The sequence below is a fragment of the Enterobacter sp. RHBSTW-00994 genome (genome assembly GCF_013782625.1).
Lineage (GTDB): Bacteria > Pseudomonadota > Gammaproteobacteria > Enterobacterales > Enterobacteriaceae > Enterobacter.
Window position 1 is genome coordinate 2822789 of the sequence record NZ_CP056199.1, and the last position, 16152, is coordinate 2838940.

15 protein-coding genes are annotated in these 16152 nt (G+C 50.9%); 2 read left to right on the top strand and 13 right to left on the bottom strand.

Annotated features, from left to right (window positions below; all coding sequences use genetic code 11):
* Together HV346_RS13550 and HV346_RS13555 are read right to left on the bottom strand one after the other, a co-directional pair.
* The gene (locus HV346_RS13550) at positions 1-549 is read right to left on the bottom strand and encodes a spore coat U domain-containing protein (RefSeq protein WP_181619853.1); all 549 of its coding nucleotides are present in this window, start codon (positions 547-549) and stop codon (positions 1-3) included.
* A 14-nt stretch (positions 550-563) separates the two neighbouring features.
* Positions 564-1136, bottom strand: coding sequence for a spore coat protein U domain-containing protein (locus HV346_RS13555; RefSeq protein ID WP_181619854.1), 573 nt, complete (start codon positions 1134-1136; stop codon positions 564-566).
* 429 nt (positions 1137-1565) lie between these two features.
* Here HV346_RS13555 and HV346_RS13560 point away from each other — a divergent pair, with 429 nt between their 5' ends.
* On the top strand, positions 1566-2825 hold the full coding sequence (locus tag HV346_RS13560) for a dicarboxylate/amino acid:cation symporter (RefSeq protein ID WP_181619855.1): 1260 nt from the start codon (positions 1566-1568) through the stop codon (positions 2823-2825).
* A 591-nt stretch (positions 2826-3416) separates the two neighbouring features.
* Here the strand turns inward: HV346_RS13560 and cheW are convergent.
* From cheW to flhD, 6 genes are all read right to left on the bottom strand, one after another.
* Positions 3417-3920 carry a chemotaxis protein CheW gene (gene cheW, locus HV346_RS13565; RefSeq protein WP_181619856.1) on the bottom strand — a complete coding sequence of 168 codons (504 nt, stop codon included), beginning with the start codon at positions 3918-3920 and terminating at the stop codon, positions 3417-3419.
* 19 nt (positions 3921-3939) lie between these two features.
* A complete protein-coding gene (cheA, locus tag HV346_RS13570) occupies positions 3940-5982 on the bottom strand; it encodes a chemotaxis protein CheA (RefSeq protein WP_181619857.1) in 2043 nt (680 codons plus the stop codon).
* A gap of 4 nt (positions 5983-5986) precedes the next feature.
* Positions 5987-6916: a flagellar motor protein MotB gene (motB, locus tag HV346_RS13575; protein ID WP_181619858.1), complete on the bottom strand. Its 930-nt coding sequence runs from the start codon at positions 6914-6916 to the stop codon at positions 5987-5989.
* Entirely contained in the window at positions 6913-7800 is an 888-nt protein-coding gene (gene motA / locus HV346_RS13580; RefSeq protein WP_181619859.1) for a flagellar motor stator protein MotA, read from the bottom strand. The genes motB and motA overlap by 4 nt, the downstream gene beginning before the upstream one ends.
* 124 nt (positions 7801-7924) lie before the next feature.
* Positions 7925-8503, bottom strand: coding sequence for a flagellar transcriptional regulator FlhC (flhC, locus tag HV346_RS13585; protein WP_181619860.1), 579 nt, complete (start codon positions 8501-8503; stop codon positions 7925-7927).
* 2 nt (positions 8504-8505) lie between these two features.
* A complete protein-coding gene (gene flhD, locus HV346_RS13590; protein WP_181619861.1) occupies positions 8506-8856 on the bottom strand; it encodes a flagellar transcriptional regulator FlhD in 351 nt (116 codons plus the stop codon).
* Between the two features lie 798 nt (positions 8857-9654).
* Here flhD and uspC point away from each other — a divergent pair.
* A complete protein-coding gene (gene uspC / locus HV346_RS13595; protein WP_181619862.1) occupies positions 9655-10083 on the top strand; it encodes a universal stress protein UspC in 429 nt (142 codons plus the stop codon).
* 15 nt (positions 10084-10098) lie between these two features.
* On the opposite strand, the gene otsA is transcribed toward uspC, so the two are convergent.
* The 5 genes from otsA to araF all read right to left on the bottom strand — a co-directional run bounded on the left by otsA (position 10099) and on the right by araF (position 16046).
* Positions 10099-11523 (bottom strand): alpha,alpha-trehalose-phosphate synthase, encoded by a 1425-nt coding sequence (gene otsA / locus HV346_RS13600; RefSeq protein ID WP_181619863.1) that lies wholly within the window; start codon positions 11521-11523, stop codon positions 10099-10101.
* Entirely contained in the window at positions 11498-12301 is an 804-nt protein-coding gene (gene otsB / locus HV346_RS13605; protein WP_181619864.1) for a trehalose-phosphatase, read from the bottom strand. Before otsB ends, otsA begins: the two co-directional genes overlap by 26 nt.
* A gap of 175 nt (positions 12302-12476) precedes the next feature.
* Positions 12477-13457, bottom strand: coding sequence for an arabinose ABC transporter permease AraH (gene araH / locus HV346_RS13610; protein ID WP_181623782.1), 981 nt, complete (start codon positions 13455-13457; stop codon positions 12477-12479).
* Between the two features lie 14 nt (positions 13458-13471).
* Positions 13472-14986 (bottom strand): L-arabinose ABC transporter ATP-binding protein AraG, encoded by a 1515-nt coding sequence (gene araG, locus HV346_RS13615; protein WP_181619865.1) that lies wholly within the window; start codon positions 14984-14986, stop codon positions 13472-13474.
* Positions 14987-15056: 70 nt separating this feature from the next.
* Positions 15057-16046: an arabinose ABC transporter substrate-binding protein AraF gene (gene araF, locus HV346_RS13620; protein WP_181619866.1), complete on the bottom strand. Its 990-nt coding sequence runs from the start codon at positions 16044-16046 to the stop codon at positions 15057-15059.
* Between the last annotated feature and the right edge of the window lie 106 nt (positions 16047-16152).

Below are 16152 nucleotides of genomic sequence, written 5' to 3' on the forward strand. Positions count from 1 at the left end.
TCACCATGACAACGTCACGGCAAGTTGATCTGAATAGGTTCCTGCGGGGCTAAACCCCGTCAAGAGCGCGACACCAAACAGTGGCAGCGCAATGTTATTGCTGTTGGTATAGGTCACCGACACGGACTGGTTGACCCCAATCTCACTGTTCGCGGCCAGTGAACTGCTGCTGTACAACCGGTATCCCACAACATCGGTGCTACTGGCTTTTTGCATTCGTCGAACAGACGAGTAGTGCTGCCCACCATCAATGCTCATACTCAGCGTCACACCGGGCGTACAGGCGATGGACAGGGCTCCGTTTGGCACAAAACTGGTGCTCACAGGGCTACTTTCCACACCGGTATGCGTACCAAAATCCAGTGTTCCAAACAGCCCGCCACTGCCGGTTGTCACCGAACACCCCGGCACAATGGTCGCACTAACTTTAAAAGACTTTGAGGTGACGGCCTCTGCCGTAGGAAGCAAAAGCAGCCCTATCACCAGCATAAAAAAAGTTTGCAGAATGCCCTCTGCGCCAGAGCGCAGACATAAAATGGACGCCTTCATGATGAACGCTGAAGCTAGTAGGTCACGCTAACGTTAATGGTATCGGTGTACGTTCCCGGCACGACTGACACGCTGTTACCACCTCCGGTGATCCGCCCATAAAGGGTATAGCTATTGACTCCCCCGGTAGTTGACGCAATCGGCAGAGCGGCGTTATTAGCCACAACGTTGTTAAACCCGCTGTCGCTATAGAGGCTGTAAGCTACACCCTGCGCCGCATTCGTGGTGTTGATCAGATAACGTGCCGGTGTGCCGGTGGTTCCCACAATAGTACCTGGTGCAGTGGAGTTGGTATTCCCGGTAATCGCAACGGTATAGCTTGTCGTCGTACACTGGATCGTGAAGGTGTTGCCGCCGCTGGCCCCGGTCAACTGAGTGGAGAGCGTTGAAAAGGTCGCTGGATGGGTCCCAAAATCCAGCGTCCCGAAGTTAATACCGTTTTGCGAAGGCGAACCGTTGATCAAGCAGCCATTGGTTAGCGTCAGTGTTGCACCGATGGTTCCACTGCTGGTTACCACCGCCTGCGCTTGTCCTGCCACCATAACCAGAATGCTGCCTGTACATATCAGAAGGAGTTTTCGTTTCATTTACAGCCCTCCAGAAAATGTTGCCGTTCGCTTTTCGCATTTTATTGATACGGCTCAATATGTTAGCCCCACTTAACTTTCCTGACGGGGGGTTAATGTGAATTTAGTTTATGGTGACGCGTTCAACCACTCCTGCCGCTTCGCCTAATACCTTTGCCGTATTGACCCATATTTCACATAAAAAACAATAAATTAGATGAAATAAAAATGAAGAAAAAAGCAATAAGATGAGGATATATCCACAAAAGTGTGATTAGCGTCACGATATATCGTCACTGTGTTAGCAACAAATTTAATAAAAAATAAAAACTAGTTGTATCTGCCCCCGCTTTACTTCAATTTATGTGCCGAATCTTTTCTGGCGCTGTAATAAAAAATCAATATGCATCAGCGCCAAAGACAACCTAAGCGCATAGAGGGTATTTTTTCGTGGCAAGTGCAAACAAACTCACACTCTTCATCGTGATATTCATGCTGGCGGGTATTCTTTCAGGGGCAGCGATTCATGAATACGCATCACATGACGTCATCGCCACCTGGGCAGACAACATCACGCTCCTTACCGATATTTTCCTCCGACTCATTAAGATGGTCATTGCCCCTCTGGTGTTCAGTACGCTGACCGTTGGGATCATGAAACTGGGTGAAACCTCCACCATTGGCCGCGTAGGCGGTAAAGCGATGGTGTGGTTTATTAGCTCATCTGTACTGTCTATTCTGGTCGGGTTGTTCATTGTCACCATGGAACATCCTGGCAGCGGTCTGAACTTAGCCATTCCGGTTGAATCCGTTGACACGGGTCTGGCTGTTGGCGGGATGACGCTGAAAGGCTTCCTTTCCCACACCATCCCGACCAGCATTGCGGGCGCAATGGCAAACAACGAGATCCTGCAAATTGTGGTCTTCTCCATGTTCTTCGGAATTGGTGGGGCATCACTGGGTGAGAAGTTTAATGCGCCGCTGGTTGCAGCACTTGATGTGGTTTCCCACATCATGCTGAAGGTGACGGGCTATGTAATGTATGTTGCGCCGCTGGCCATTTTTGCCGCGATCTCCTCCGTTGTGGCAACGCAGGGTCTGGGTATTTTGCTGAACTATGCGTCCTTTATCGGAGGCTACTATGTTGCGATTGTACTCACCTGTATGGTGCTGCTGGCCGTGGGTTACATGGTGCTGAAAAAAGAGGTGTTCCGCTTAGTCAGTATGCTTAAGGACCCGGTCCTGGTGGCCTTTACCACCAGCAGTTCTGAAGCGGCTTATCCAAAAACGCTGGAACAACTGGTGCGCTTTGGCTGCTCACGCAACATCGTGTCGTTCGTACTGCCAATTGGTTACTCGTTCAACCTGGTGGGCTCTATGGTGTACTGCTCTTTCGCCTCCATGTTTATCGCCCAGGCGTACAACATTCACCTGAGTTTCTCAGAAGTGACAGTGTTAATGCTGACGTTGATGCTGGCCTCTAAAGGGATTGCGGGTGTGCCGCGCTCTGCCCTGGTTGTTCTGGCCGCGACCATTCCGAGCTTTAATATCCCGGTTGCCGGCATTTTGCTGCTGATGGGCATTGACCACTTCCTGGATATGGGACGTTCAGCGATTAACGTACTGGGTAACGGGATCGCAACGGCGATGCTGGCGCAGAATGAAGGATTGCTGGAAGAGCAGCCAGAGATGGTTGAGCAGGAAGCATAATGTGATGAATCTTCCAGAACACGTCATATAGAGTTCTGGTGGTCATGTTCCGTTCACTTCTGTTCCCCTGCTTTCTGTCCATTTCTCTGCGGTGAACGTGTTAAGGGGGCTATCGCCGCCCCCTTAACAATCCCGGCTCCCGGCAAGGAAAATCGCCACTTCACGGTTCCCTCGACTTATTGCGTCTGGCTTTCGGGTCGGGTACGACGTCACATCCCTGCAGGCGGCCCCGGCCAGCCGCAAACGTCTCGGCGATGTCCAGCCGGACTCTCGCTCCCTCTCGCTTCTTCATTGCCTGAATGAGGTACGGAGGTTGAGTCCCCGCTAAAATCGGCGAGCCGGAGGCCTGATGACAAGGGCTGGACGCCAGGTATGGTGGCCAGAGGCGAAACGAGACAGGAGGTCAAGTCGAGCGACCGCTGGCAGCCGGTCGGGAGGTGAGCGTCGTGTGAAGCACCGATTTTCTGCGGGCCACGGGGATTGATAAGGGAGCCGCTGCGGCCCCCTTATCCCGTTCACGGGCGGAGAATATGACATGGGAAACCGGACATAAGGTGAACGGAAAAACCCACGAAAATTACATTTATGACATTACGCTACGTGACTCGCCGCAATATCCAGCAAAGCCATCTCATCGCTGTTCAGCAGCTTCTCAATGTTCACCAGAATCAACATGCGATCGCCAAGAGCGCCAAGGCCCGTCAGATACTCGGTAGACAGCGTTACCGCAAACTCTGGCGCAGGACGGATTTGGTCAGAAGTCAGAGACAGCACATCAGATACGCCATCCACGACAATCCCCACCACTCGCTGGCCGAGGTTCAGGACAATCACCACGGTGTTATCGTTGTACTCCACATCGCCCTGACTGAACTTCACACGCAGGTCAACGATAGGCACGATGACACCGCGCAGGTTCGTCACGCCCTTGATAAACGCAGGCGTATTGGCAATGCGAGTCACCTGATCGTAGCCGCGAATTTCCTGCACTTTAAGAATATCGATGCCGTATTCTTCATCGCCTAAAGTGAAGACCAGGAATTCCTGCCCTGATGGCTCGCCGGCCAGTTTCGTTACATTACTCATACCGGTCATGTTATTACCTTTTTCTTAATCAGGCGGCTGTGTATGCCACGCGTTGTTCACGATTTAATCCCTGAAGCGCCGATACATCGACGATCAGCGCGACGCTGCCATCACCGAGGATGGTAGCTGCAGAAATACCCGGCACTTTACGGTAGTTGCTCTCGAGGTTCTTCACGACAACCTGATGCTGACCAATCAGTTGATCGACTAACAGTGCATAGCGACGACCTGCGCTTTGCAAAATAACCACGATCCCCTGGGTGGCTTCGGTTTTTGCCCCATCGACTTCGAAGACTTTCCACAGTTCCACCAGCGGCAGATATTCGCCACGTACTTCCAGTACGCGCTCGCCACCCGCTAACGGATGCAGATCTTCTTCACGAGGCTGCAACGATTCCATTACCGCATTCAATGGCAGAATAAACACTTCCCCCGCCACTTTTACCGACATCCCATCGAGGATCGCCAGTGTTAATGGCAGCAGGATACGAATGGTCGTGCCAGAGCCTTGTTTAGACTTGATCTCAACATGGCCGCCCATCTCCTGGATATTACGTTTCACAACGTCCATACCCACACCACGGCCAGACACATCGGTCACCTGCTCTGCGGTCGAGAAGCCAGGTGCGAAGATCAACATGCCCACTTCTTCGTCGGTCATGTTTTCGTTAACATTCATGCCTTGCGAAATCGCTTTCGCCAGGATGCGTTCACGGTTAAGACCCGCGCCATCATCGGTCACTTCGATACAGATATTACCGCCCTGATGTTCTGCGGACAGAATCAGGTTCCCCACTGGAGATTTCCCGGCGGCAATACGGTTTTCCGGGGATTCAATACCGTGATCCAGACTGTTACGCACCAGGTGCGTTAACGGATCAATAATGCGCTCAATCAGGCTCTTATCCAGCTCAGTAGAACTGCCCAACTGCGTCAGTTCAATCTGCTTATTAAGCTTGCTGGCCAGATCGCGTACCAGACGCGGGAAGCGGCTGAAGACATATTCCATCGGCATCATACGGATGGACATCACCGATTCTTGCAGGTCACGTGCATTGCGCTGCAATTGCCCCATGCTGGTGATCAGATCACCGTGGGTCACAGGATCCAGTTCATTAGAACGTTGAGCCAGCATCGACTGGGTGATCACCAGTTCACCCACCAGGTTAATCAGTTGATCCACTTTCTCAACCGCAACGCGGATGCTGGTGGATTCGCTGGAACGCGCAGCAGGTTTTTCTCGCTCGCCACGCGCCTGCGCGCCTGCCTCTTTCGGCACAGCTTTTAACGCCGGTACAGCGGCCACGGCAGCAGGTGGAGCAACCTCTGCCACAGCAACCGTCTCTTCCACTTCAGCTGGGACGTCGGCGCTTACCATTTCGGTTTCAAAATCAATCTGATCCGCTTCAATAACAAAGCACAGGACCGCCACGATATCATCCTGGCCAATACCGTCATCAAGCGTCGCAGCGAGGCTGTCTTTCCCTTTCACGACATTGCTTAATGTCGCCAGGTTACTCAGTTCCTCTTCCAGCAGATTGACTTCGTTCTCTTTCAGGCGAGAGAGGACCACGCGCAGTTTGCTGGCCGGCGCAGAGGCCGTTGCAACATCCTGTGCAGCTGCTGCGTCAACAACGCTCAATTTTGCTGCGCTAACGGCGGGAACCGCCGCTTCGCCTTTCGCTTCCAGCGCTAACTGGCGCAGAGCATTGCAGATATATTCAAAGCTTGCGGCATCAGGCTCTGCCGAGCTTTTATAGGCGTCGAGCTGTTCCTGCATAATATCTTTGGTTTCCAAAAACAGGTTGATAATGTCGGTATTGAGCTGCATCTCACCGCGTCGCGCTTCATCAAGCAGGTTTTCCATTAAATGGGTTGTTTCCTGCAAAATGGTAAAACCAAATGTTCCGGCTCCGCCTTTGATCGAATGCGCCGCACGGAAGATGGCATTAAGCTGCTCTGAATCAGGTGCTTCAGGCACGAGATCCAGCAGGTGTTGCTCCATATCAGCCAACAATTCGTCAGCTTCATCAAAGAATGTCTGGTAAAAATCGCTAATATCCATGCTCACGCTATCACCTCGGATTGGCTGGTGGCGATGTTGGAACGGCAGCCGAAGGTACGGCTCCAGGCTGTTTTAAATCGTCCAGTGACTCATTCTGACTTTCGGCGTTTTCGTGCAGGATGGCCTGCTCCGCCTGCTGGTTCAGCACTAAAAGACTGATACGACGGTTGATGGCGTCATCAGGCCCGCGGTCGGTCAAACGCATGGTTGCGGCCATGCCGACGACACGCAGAACTTTGCCATCATCAAGCCCACCGGCCACCAACTCGCGTCGCGAGGCGTTGGCACGATCGGCAGAAAGCTCCCAGTTGCTGTATCCCTTCTCACCGCTGGCATACGGGAAATCATCCGTGTGACCTGAAAGACTGACACGGTTTGGAATACCGTTCAGAACAGGTGCAATAGCCCGCAAAATGTCGCGCATATACGGCTCGACTTCGGCACTGCCCGTCTTAAACATGGGACGGTTCTGGCTATCAATAATTTGAATTCGTAAACCTTCCTGGACTAAATCAATTTTCAGATGCGGTCTCAGCGCGCGCAGTTTCGGATCGGCTTCTATAAGTTGATCCAGATCGCCACGCAGTTTTTTCAGACGCGCCTGTTCCATCCGTTTTTTCAGCTCGTCGATATTCGGCTCTTTTTTCACCTCACCCTTCTGCTGGGTATAATCATCGCCACCGCCAGGAATAGGGCTGTCACTGTTAGAAATACGCTGTCCACCCGTAACCGCTGTTGCCAGCGGAGTTCTGAAATACTCCGCAATCTGGATCAGCTCTTTCGGACTGGAGATGGAAATCAGCCACATCACCAGGAAGAACGCCATCATTGCAGTCATAAAGTCAGCGTATGCGATTTTCCACGAGCCATGAGAACCATGCCCATGCCCCTTGTGCTTGCGCTTTTTTACAATGACGATCGGATGGGACTGGTTTTTCATGCGTCCTCAGTTGTCGTCTGTTGGTTTGGGTTTTTCACCGCACGCACGTGTTCTTCAAGTTCAATAAACGAAGGACGCTCGCTGGAGTAAAGCGTTTTACGCCCAAACTCCACTGCGATAGGTGGCGCATAACCGTTGAGGTTAGAAAGCAGCGTGATTTTGACGCACTGCATCATTTTGGTGGTTTCCGCGCTCTTCTGACGCAGAACACTTGCCAGGGGTGAAATGAAACCGTAGGCCAGCAAAATACCGAGGAATGTCCCCACCATGGCGTGTGCAATCAGAGCACCCAGTTCAGCTGCCGGTCGGTCTGCCGACGCCAGGGCATGAACCACCCCCATAACCGCGGCAACGATACCGAACGCCGGAAGGGAATCGCCCACCAGTGCCAGGCTGTTCGCGGGCACTTCTGATTCGCTTTCGTGGGTTTCGATCTCTTCGTCCATCAGCGCTTCAATCTCAAAGGTATTCATGTTGCCGCTGATGATGAGACGGAGATAATCGACGATGAAATCCAGCATCATTGCGTCGGCAAGAATGCGTGGATAGCTGGCGAAGATCTCACTCTCTTTTGGGTTTTCAATGTCCCGCTCCAGCGAGAACATCCCCTGCTGACGTGACTTCGCCATCAGGCGATAGAGCAGCGCCAGCAGGTCCATATACATGCTTTTGGTGTATTTTGAACGACGGAACAGCAGCGGAATGGCCTTCAGCGTCCCCTTGATTGATTTACCGTTGTTACCAACGATAAAAGCCCCTACCCCAGCGCCGCCGATGATAATAAGTTCAGCCGGTTGATAGAGTGCTCCAAGGTGTCCGCCAGTCATCATATAACCGCCGAAAACTGTACCGATAACAACCAGGTAACCTAATAAGATAAGCACGACATCATCCTTCCGCTAGTGACTATGGCAGGACGTTCAGTTCGAAGATGTGACCCAATCACAGGATAAAAAAAAGCAGCGGCAATAAATTACCGCTGCTGGAGTTCTTGCCCACGTGTTCGGGTTAAACAGCTTGTTCGATCTGTTCATCCAGCAGTTGTGGAATAATATCGGCAGCATCCCGGGAAAGTTTACGTCTTTTTACGGCTCTGGATGGCGGCTGGCATAAACTACAGGCAAAGCTGCCTGCGGGTTGATGAGCGTGGGTGATAAAATTGCCGTCACAGCAATTGCAACGCGACAGTTGAAGCATTCCGCTTTCGACAAAACGCACCAGCGTCCATGCGCGGGTTAACGCCAGCAAGGGACCCTCTTCCTGCTGTGGGCATTGCTCAAGGTAGAGTTTATACGCTTTGATAACGGCATCAACGCCAGTACACAATCCTGTCTTCAGGAGGTACTGCCAGGCGTTACAAAACATCGACGCATGGATGTTCTGTTCCCAGGTCATAAACCAGTCCGTCGAAAACGGCAGCATACCTTTAGGCGGCGGGCTACCACGTAATTCTTTATACAGTTTGATGAGACGACCACGGCTTAACTGAGTCTCGCTTTCCAGCATCTGTAAACGAGCACCCAGCGTAATCAGTTCCATTGCCAGCTGTATGTCACGCGCTTCCTGAACAATGCTTTTCTCGCCCATTTTTATGCCCTTTTCTTACGGGCTGCGTCATCAGGCTGGCTGATTTCGCTGAGCAATCGGGTAGAAAGTAAGATACCGGTGTGGATCTGTTGCAGATCATCCACCCGGGATTCCTGAGTCAGACGCGTAATGGTCTGAGGACTATCAAAGCGGAACTGGCATACTAGTTGATTCGTTTCTGCCAGTTTTACCATTTGCGGGAGTGTTAATCCGCCAAGCATGGTTGCCATATCTTCGTTAATGCCCAGGCGAAACATCGCGGACGCCTTGTCCTGACTAATCAAACGCTGCGCGAGCAGTAAATATGACAAATTGATGTCATAGATATGTTTTAGCAACTCGGATGTATGCATTTTTCCCATCCCGAATAACCAACTATTATTTTTATGCGGAAAGACCGCACCCCGTGATGTCGCCGGGAAATCACCCGGTATAAAAAAAAGAAAAGGCTAAATGCATAGTTGAATTAAGGTTTGTACGCAGTAAAACGCGCAACAACGAAAATGATGATGTGTTGCTTACACGTTTTATCATTTCTTACAAATAACTAAGATTTTTCCTAATTCGACGCAAACTCTACTCGTCAGTTTTGACACATACAATGCGACCTCACCTGAAATTTAAAAAAAATGTGATCTACGTCACACAATTTAAGTGAATATAACCCATAAATCCATCAGTAAGACTTGTAAATTGTACATTTATTGCTCAAACAGCATTATTTTATATTCTTAATGGACGAATACTCATGCAGAAGTGTGAACTGATCGGGTATGCCAATTGCTTCCCTGTAGACTCTTCGAAGAGTCAGGCGTGAACAACATTTCTATAGCAGAAACATGATTTCATTATGTATAAAAAACATATGGTTATATGAATGTCTTTTTTAATCTGTTTCATCCCGAAATCATCCCGCATGTGTTGATAACAGGTTAGAATGATTTAGCGCAACATTATAATATTTGTATGATTTACGTTAAGTTGTTAATTTTTATCGCTCTGACCCAATTTTTAATTATTCTTCCTATAAGAATAATTAATGAATAATTATGATAAGCTTCACACTAATGTCGTATTCCCCCCTTGCGGAAGCAGTTAAATCGCGGTAAAGGTTGAGAAACATTGTATTTCAGACACCAAAGGAGTGCGTGATGAGTTACACCCATCTTCTTGTTTCTGTTGCTGTTTCACCTGAAAGCCATCAACTCGTCGCACGCGCTGTTTCCATCGCCAGACCGAGCAACGCGCGTATCAGTCTCATCACTCTCGCCGCTGAACCTGAGATGTATAATCAGCTGGCTGCCCCTATGCTTGAAGACATTCGCGGCATTTTGCAGGAAGAAACACAGCAATTTCTTCGGGAGCTGGAGGAAAAGGCAGAATATCCCATTCAGGAAACAGTTATCGCAACGGGGGAATTAAACGAACATATTCTGAGTATGTGCCGAAAGCAGAATATTGACCTGGTGATTTGCGGTAATCATAACCACAGCTTTTTCTCACGCGCCGCCTGCTCGGCAAAATCTATTGTAAGTTCAAGCCTGGTTGACGTATTGCTGGTCCCTCTTGGGGGCAATTAATGCCCCCGATGGGACTTAGGCCAGTTTAGGGAAAGTGGCGACTTTTTTTTGTAACCGGTTCTCCGCGCTTTGCGGAGGAATCTCTCTTAAATCGCGAATAAAATGCGCTTGCCAGTGATTAATGTCGTTTTTACGAATAATCTGCATCATTTCAGCATGCCGTGAAATACGCTCGGTAAGTGGCATCGTCAATGCACGATTAAGCGCGCTGGCAACATCATCGCGGTCGTAAGGGTTAACGATCAATGCAGAGGTCAATTCATTCGCCGCACCCGCAAACTGTGAGAGAACCAACACACCGGGATCTTCAGGATCTTGTGCTGCAACATACTCTTTTGCCACCAGATTCATTCCGTCTCGCAGTGGTGTTACCAGCCCGACATCCGCGTAGCGGAAAACCTTCATCAGGATCTTACGTTCAAAATGTTGATTCAGATAAAAAAGCGGTGTCCAGCCTAATTGCCCATAGCGACCATTAATACGCCCGGCCTCCATTTCGAGTTGATGACGAATGTCCTGATACGCCTGCACTTCACCACGCGACGTCGGCGCTATTTGTGTATAGCGAATTTTGCCATGATGCTGGGGAAACTTATCCAGCAGCGTCTCGTAAGCCAAAAAGCGCTCCGGCAGCCCCTTAGAGTAGTCCAGTCGTTCTACCGAAAAGATGTTTTGCACATGCTTGAGTTCATTCTTAAGCTGCGCCAGCTTGGGCGGTAGCGGTCCTGATGCCTGCTCTGCGATCTCATCCGGCTCAATGCCTATCGGGTAGACATCGGTATAAAATGTCTTCCCCCAGGCCGTGTGTGATTTTCCATTGCGGGTTACCAGCCGTGTTTTGCCAGAGACGCTGTCCAGAAAGGCCAGCCTGTCACTTTCGGTCTGAAAGCCCAGCAAGTCATAGTCACACAGAGATTCCAGCAGCTCTTCATGAGGCGGGAGCGCATTGAAAATTTCTGGCGTGGGAAAGGGAATATGCAGAAAAAAGCCAATTCGGTTATTTACTCCGCGCATCCGTAGCTCCCTGGCAAAGGGCAGCAGATGATAATCGTGGATCCATAAAATATCGTCATCCCTGAGCAAAGGCAGCATTTTATCTGCCAACAGAGCATTCACCCGCATGTAGCCTTCAAACGCATCTCGCTGATACTTTACCAGGTCCAGACGATAGTGAAACGCGGGCCATAACACCGCATTGGAAAACTGAGAGTAATACTCATCGTAGTCTTTCTCATTGAGTGAAAATGATGCCCACGTAATATCCCCCCGCGTCACTTTTTTCAGCGGTTTATCTTCATTATTGATATCGCCATTCCAGCCAAACCAGAGCCCACCTGCGGCTTTTAATGCACCTAAAATCCCAACCGCCAGGCCACCCGCGCTGGTTTTTTTATCATCGGGTGGCGCGATACGGTTAGAGACGACGACTAAGCGACCCATACTGATTTCCCCCATGGTGTTGCGCGTGTTGTTTTTCTTGCTGTCGAGCGATGTCAGATATCCATTGCCAGACGCGGGTAACACTGTCCAGACGCCACCCTGCCGTCGTATCTCCCGGCCCTACTTTCACGGATATTCCGCCAGCCTGATTGACCACGCCAAATCCTGCCTCATCGGTCAGGTCATCCCCAACAAATACCGGTATCCGGCCACTAAAAGGCGGCTCTGCCATAAACGCCGTGATGGCAGCCCCTTTATTGATCCCCTGGGGTTTTATCTCCACCACGCATTTGCCGGGCTGTAGTGCCAACTGCGGATAAGCATCTGTTAGTGATATGGCGAGCGCCAACACTGCCTGAGCATGCTCAGGCGCCTGCCGGTAATGCAACGCAAAGGCCATTCCCTTCGCTTCCAGCTCCGTACCCGGCAGATCCGCAAGACGTGTCGTGAGCTGCGTCTGTAGCGTCTGAATCAACGCCTCAGGAAGTGAGACAATATGCTCATGGCCATGGATGTCGCGACGCTCCGCTCCGTGGACACCTGCCAACGGAAAGCGATAAGGCCTGGCGAGCTGATCCAGCTCGGCCATTGAGCGCCCTGATATCAATGCCAGTGCTCCCTGATTTCTCAGTGAGATCTCATGCAGTATCCTGAGTTGCGTATCAGGAATAGCCACCTGATCAGGATGCGGCTTTATCTCGGCGAGCGTGCCGTCAAGGTCAAAAAAGAATGCAAAATGTCCAGGTTTTACAGGCGGTGCAATTAACGAGTCAGCCACCTTTGTCCTCCTTACAGTGAACGAGAGGGCGATACCATTACCCTCTCCGCAGACATGTAAGTATAGACAGTGTGACGACGCTCGCCATTTGACAGCCCGCCGGCCAGGGAAACTGGCAAGCGGGCACAGGACGCGACTAAGCTTAAAAGTTTGGTCGCAAATAGAGGGATATCGCTTAAACAGTACGCTTCGCTTTTTGCTTGTAACGGTCGAATATCACGGCGGCAAGCAGGATCAGTCCACGTACCACGTACTGCGAGAACGGGGAGATATTCAGCAGGTTCATGGCGTTTTCCACTGTACCTAAAATCAAAATCCCCGCCACCACATATGAGATTTTTCCGATGCCACCCTTCAGCGAAACACCGCCGAGGACGCAGGCAGAAATGACGATCAGCTCATAACCTATTGAGGTCATCGGCTGGCCGCTGGTCATACGCGATGCCAGAATAATCCCTGCCGCCGCTGAAACCAGTCCGGACAAAACGAAGATAATAATTTTCGTGCGGACAACCGGAACACCCGCCAGTCGCGCGGCTTCTTCATTTCCCCCAATGGCCAGCGTATTGCGCCCAAACGTCGTGCGGTTGAGCAAGAAACCAAAGAGGATAAGACACGCCACCGTGAGCCAGATTGGCGCAGGTAAGCCTAACCAGTTTGCATAACCCAGGGTGAAGAAACGTTCATCTTCAATACCGACCGCTTTACCGTCAGAGATGATGTACGCCAGTCCACGGACAATTTGCATGGTGGCAAGCGTGGTGATCAGGGCGTTGATCTTCAGACGTGCAATCACAAAACCGTTCACCAGACCGCTCAAGACACCGAGAAGCAATCCCGCAAAGACACCAATCCACAGGCTTTCGGTCATATTAATGACGACAGCCGTGGTCACGCCTGCGCAGGCAATAACAGACGCGACGGAAAGGTCAAAATCACCAGATGCCAGACAAAACAACATACCGCATGCCACCATGCCGGACATCGAAATCGCCAGTCCCAGACCTTTCATATTAATGAAGGTGGCAAAGTTAGGGACAAATATCGCGCAAGCGAGGAAGAGTACGGCAAAGACCACCAGCATGCCGTACTGATCCCAGATACGCCCAAAACTAAAAGCCGACTTTGGGGCTCCGGATGTAGTAACAGAGGACATCATTGACTCCTTACTCAGGCGACTGCCTGGCTAACTTTAGGCATGGCGAGACTCAACGCCAGTTGTTCATTCGCCTGTTCATGAAGTAATTCACCGGCAATGTCACCTTCACGCATCACAACAATGCGGTCGGCAACGCCCAGCACCTCTGGCAGATCGCTTGAGGCGAAAAGTACCGCCACCCCGCGTTTTGCCAGTTCATAAATCACGTTATAGATTTCGTGCTTCGCCCCCACATCGATACCGCGGGTTGGCTCATCCAACAAAATGACTTTCATGTCTTCAGAGAGCCAACGGCCTAAAATTGCCTTTTGCTGGTTACCGCCGGAGAGATTCATGATCAATTGCTCTGCACCAGGCGTTTTAATATTCAATGAACGTATATGGTGTTCGGCATTGCTCGACTCCCAACTGTCATTAATCAGACAGCCTGCGCGGACAGACTTGCGCCGGGCGGAAATATTGATGTTGTCGCGAACCGAGTGCACCGGAATAATGCCATCAGCTTTGCGGTCTTCCGGGCAGAGCATCATGCCAGCGTTGATGGCATGGGCTGGCTTCTGGATATCAACCAATTGACCGTCAATTGAGACCTGCCCTCCCGTAATACGCGTGCCGCCGAAAAGCCCTTTCATTAGCTCACTACGTCCCGCCCCTACCAGACCAAATAGTCCGACAATTTCGCCGCTGCGCACCGTCAGGTTAATCGGCACGCGCACGCCGGGTGCTTTCACATTATCCAGACGCAAGCGTTCTGTACCGTACTGCCTTGGTTGCCAGTGATAAATATCCCCCAGCTCACGTCCAACCATCGCCTGAACCAACTGGTCATGGTTGACCTGCTTCATATCCGCGAACGTCCGTACGTAACGGCCATCTTTAAAGACGGTGATGGCATCGCTGAGGGCAAAAATCTCCTCCATACGATGGGACACATACAAAATAATGCGCCCCTCTTTCCGCAGTTCGCGAATCACGCGGAACAAGTTTTCGATCTCGCGGGCAGAGAGCGAACTGGTCGGCTCGTCAAAGGCGATAATTTTGGCGTTACGCGCCAGCGCTTTCGCGATTTCCACCATCTGCCACTGGCCGATGGAAAGATATTTCAGCGGTGTTTGTGGATCGACATCCAGCCCAAGATGCTTCAACTGCAGCCCGGCTTCATAGTTGAGCAGGGCGCGATTTACGACTCCGCCTTTGTGTGGCAGTTGGCCTAAATAGATGTTTTCGGCCACCGTCATTTCAGGGATCAGATGCAATTCCTGATAGATGATAGCGACCCCGGCATTAAGCGCTGCGGTTGTGTCAGCAAACGCAACCTCTTCGCCACGAATGGCAAGCGTACCGGTTGTAGGGGTGTAGTTACCGCTGAGGATTTTCAACAGCGTGGATTTTCCCGCGCCATTCTCCCCCATCAGAGCGTGAACCTGGCCGGCATAGCAGTCGAAGCTGATGTCGGTCAGCGCGTTAACACCCGGAAAGGTTTTACCGATGCCACGAAAAGAGAGATACGGGTCAGACTGTTGCATAGCGTCTCCGTGATTCCTGTAGTGTACGTCTGGCCCCTCATCATTTAATGAGGGGCACAATCACAGCGTATTACTTACCGCCCAGTCCTTTTTTCGCCAGTTCTTCTTTGAAGTTATCGCGAGTGATCAGCACCACATCGGTCACTTCAGTAAATTTCGGTGGTTCAGCGTCTTTGGTCACCCAGTTGTAGAGCATTTCGCTGGATTTGTAGCCGTGGACATCCGGGCTCGGCAGCAGAGAGCCGTAGAAGCCTGTCGCTTGAGCTTTTGACAGCTCACTTATCGCATCGACACCGTTAATGCCAATCCCGATAACATCCGCGGCTTTAAAGCCCTGGCCTTCCGTCGCACGGACGCCACCCAGTACGGTATTGTCGTTCATGCCCACCACCAGCCAGTGTTTCACTTCCGGGTGCTGCACCAGCATGGAGTTTGCTGCATCGAATGCACCGGGGATATCGTTGGATTTGGTTGGCACTTTATAGATCTGTTTTTCAGGGAAACCGGCTGCTTTCAGCGCGTCCATGGAACCAGAAGTACGACGACGGGCGGTATCCAGCTCGTCAGCGGTAATCGCCATGACGCCGGTTTCTTTCACATCCCAGCCCCGCTTTTGCATCTCTTTATAGAGTTCCTGGCCCTGACGCTCGCCAATTTTCGTTGCCGCCATCATCACCAGAGGAACAGTGTCCATTGGTTTGCCTTTGGCATTGACGAATTGATCGTCAACGGCAATCACCTTCATGCCGTAACCACGCGCTTTCGCCACAATGGCAGACCCCAGTTTCGGATCAGGTGTACAAATAACGAATCCTTTTGCACCGCTGGCAGCCAGGCTATCAATGGCGTTCAGGGTTTTTTCACCATCCGGAACGGCAATTTTGATCACATCAAAACCTAAATCTTTCCCGGCTTTATCGGCGAATTTCCATTCAGTCTGGAACCAGGGTTCTTCCGGTTGTTTCACCAAAAAACCGAGTTTTAAATTTTCTGCAATAGCGGATTGTGACATAACGGCAGCCAGACCGATGGCCGCCAGCGCTTTAGTAAATTTGTGCATGGTAAACTCCAGCTTTAGCGTTCTTTTCTGTAGGGAAGAGTTGCGTGCTTCTTATTTAATCGGACTTAAAACAAGACATTAGCGCTCAGTTCGTCATAAGCGTTAG

Excerpts from the sequence above, each read along its gene's own strand:
- HV346_RS13550 (WP_181619853.1), bottom strand. The coding sequence starts at position 549 with ATGAAGGCGTCCATTTTATGTCTGCGCTCTGGCGCAGAGGGCATTCTG.
- HV346_RS13555 (WP_181619854.1), bottom strand. The coding sequence starts at position 1,136 with ATGAAACGAAAACTCCTTCTGATATGTACAGGCAGCATTCTGGTTATG.
- cheW (WP_181619856.1), bottom strand. The coding sequence starts at position 3,920 with ATGACCGGTATGAGTAATGTAACGAAACTGGCCGGCGAGCCATCAGGG.
- motB (WP_181619858.1), bottom strand. The coding sequence starts at position 6,916 with ATGAAAAACCAGTCCCATCCGATCGTCATTGTAAAAAAGCGCAAGCAC.
- flhC (WP_181619860.1), bottom strand. The coding sequence starts at position 8,503 with ATGGGCGAGAAAAGCATTGTTCAGGAAGCGCGTGACATACAGCTGGCA.
- flhD (WP_181619861.1), bottom strand. The coding sequence starts at position 8,856 with ATGCATACATCCGAGTTGCTAAAACATATCTATGACATCAATTTGTCA.
- uspC (WP_181619862.1), top strand. The coding sequence starts at position 9,655 with ATGAGTTACACCCATCTTCTTGTTTCTGTTGCTGTTTCACCTGAAAGC.
- otsA (WP_181619863.1), bottom strand. The coding sequence starts at position 11,523 with ATGGGTCGCTTAGTCGTCGTCTCTAACCGTATCGCGCCACCCGATGAT.
- araH (WP_181623782.1), bottom strand. The coding sequence starts at position 13,457 with ATGTCCTCTGTTACTACATCCGGAGCCCCAAAGTCGGCTTTTAGTTTT.
- araG (WP_181619865.1), bottom strand. The coding sequence starts at position 14,986 with ATGCAACAGTCTGACCCGTATCTCTCTTTTCGTGGCATCGGTAAAACC.
- araF (WP_181619866.1), bottom strand. The coding sequence starts at position 16,046 with ATGCACAAATTTACTAAAGCGCTGGCGGCCATCGGTCTGGCTGCCGTT.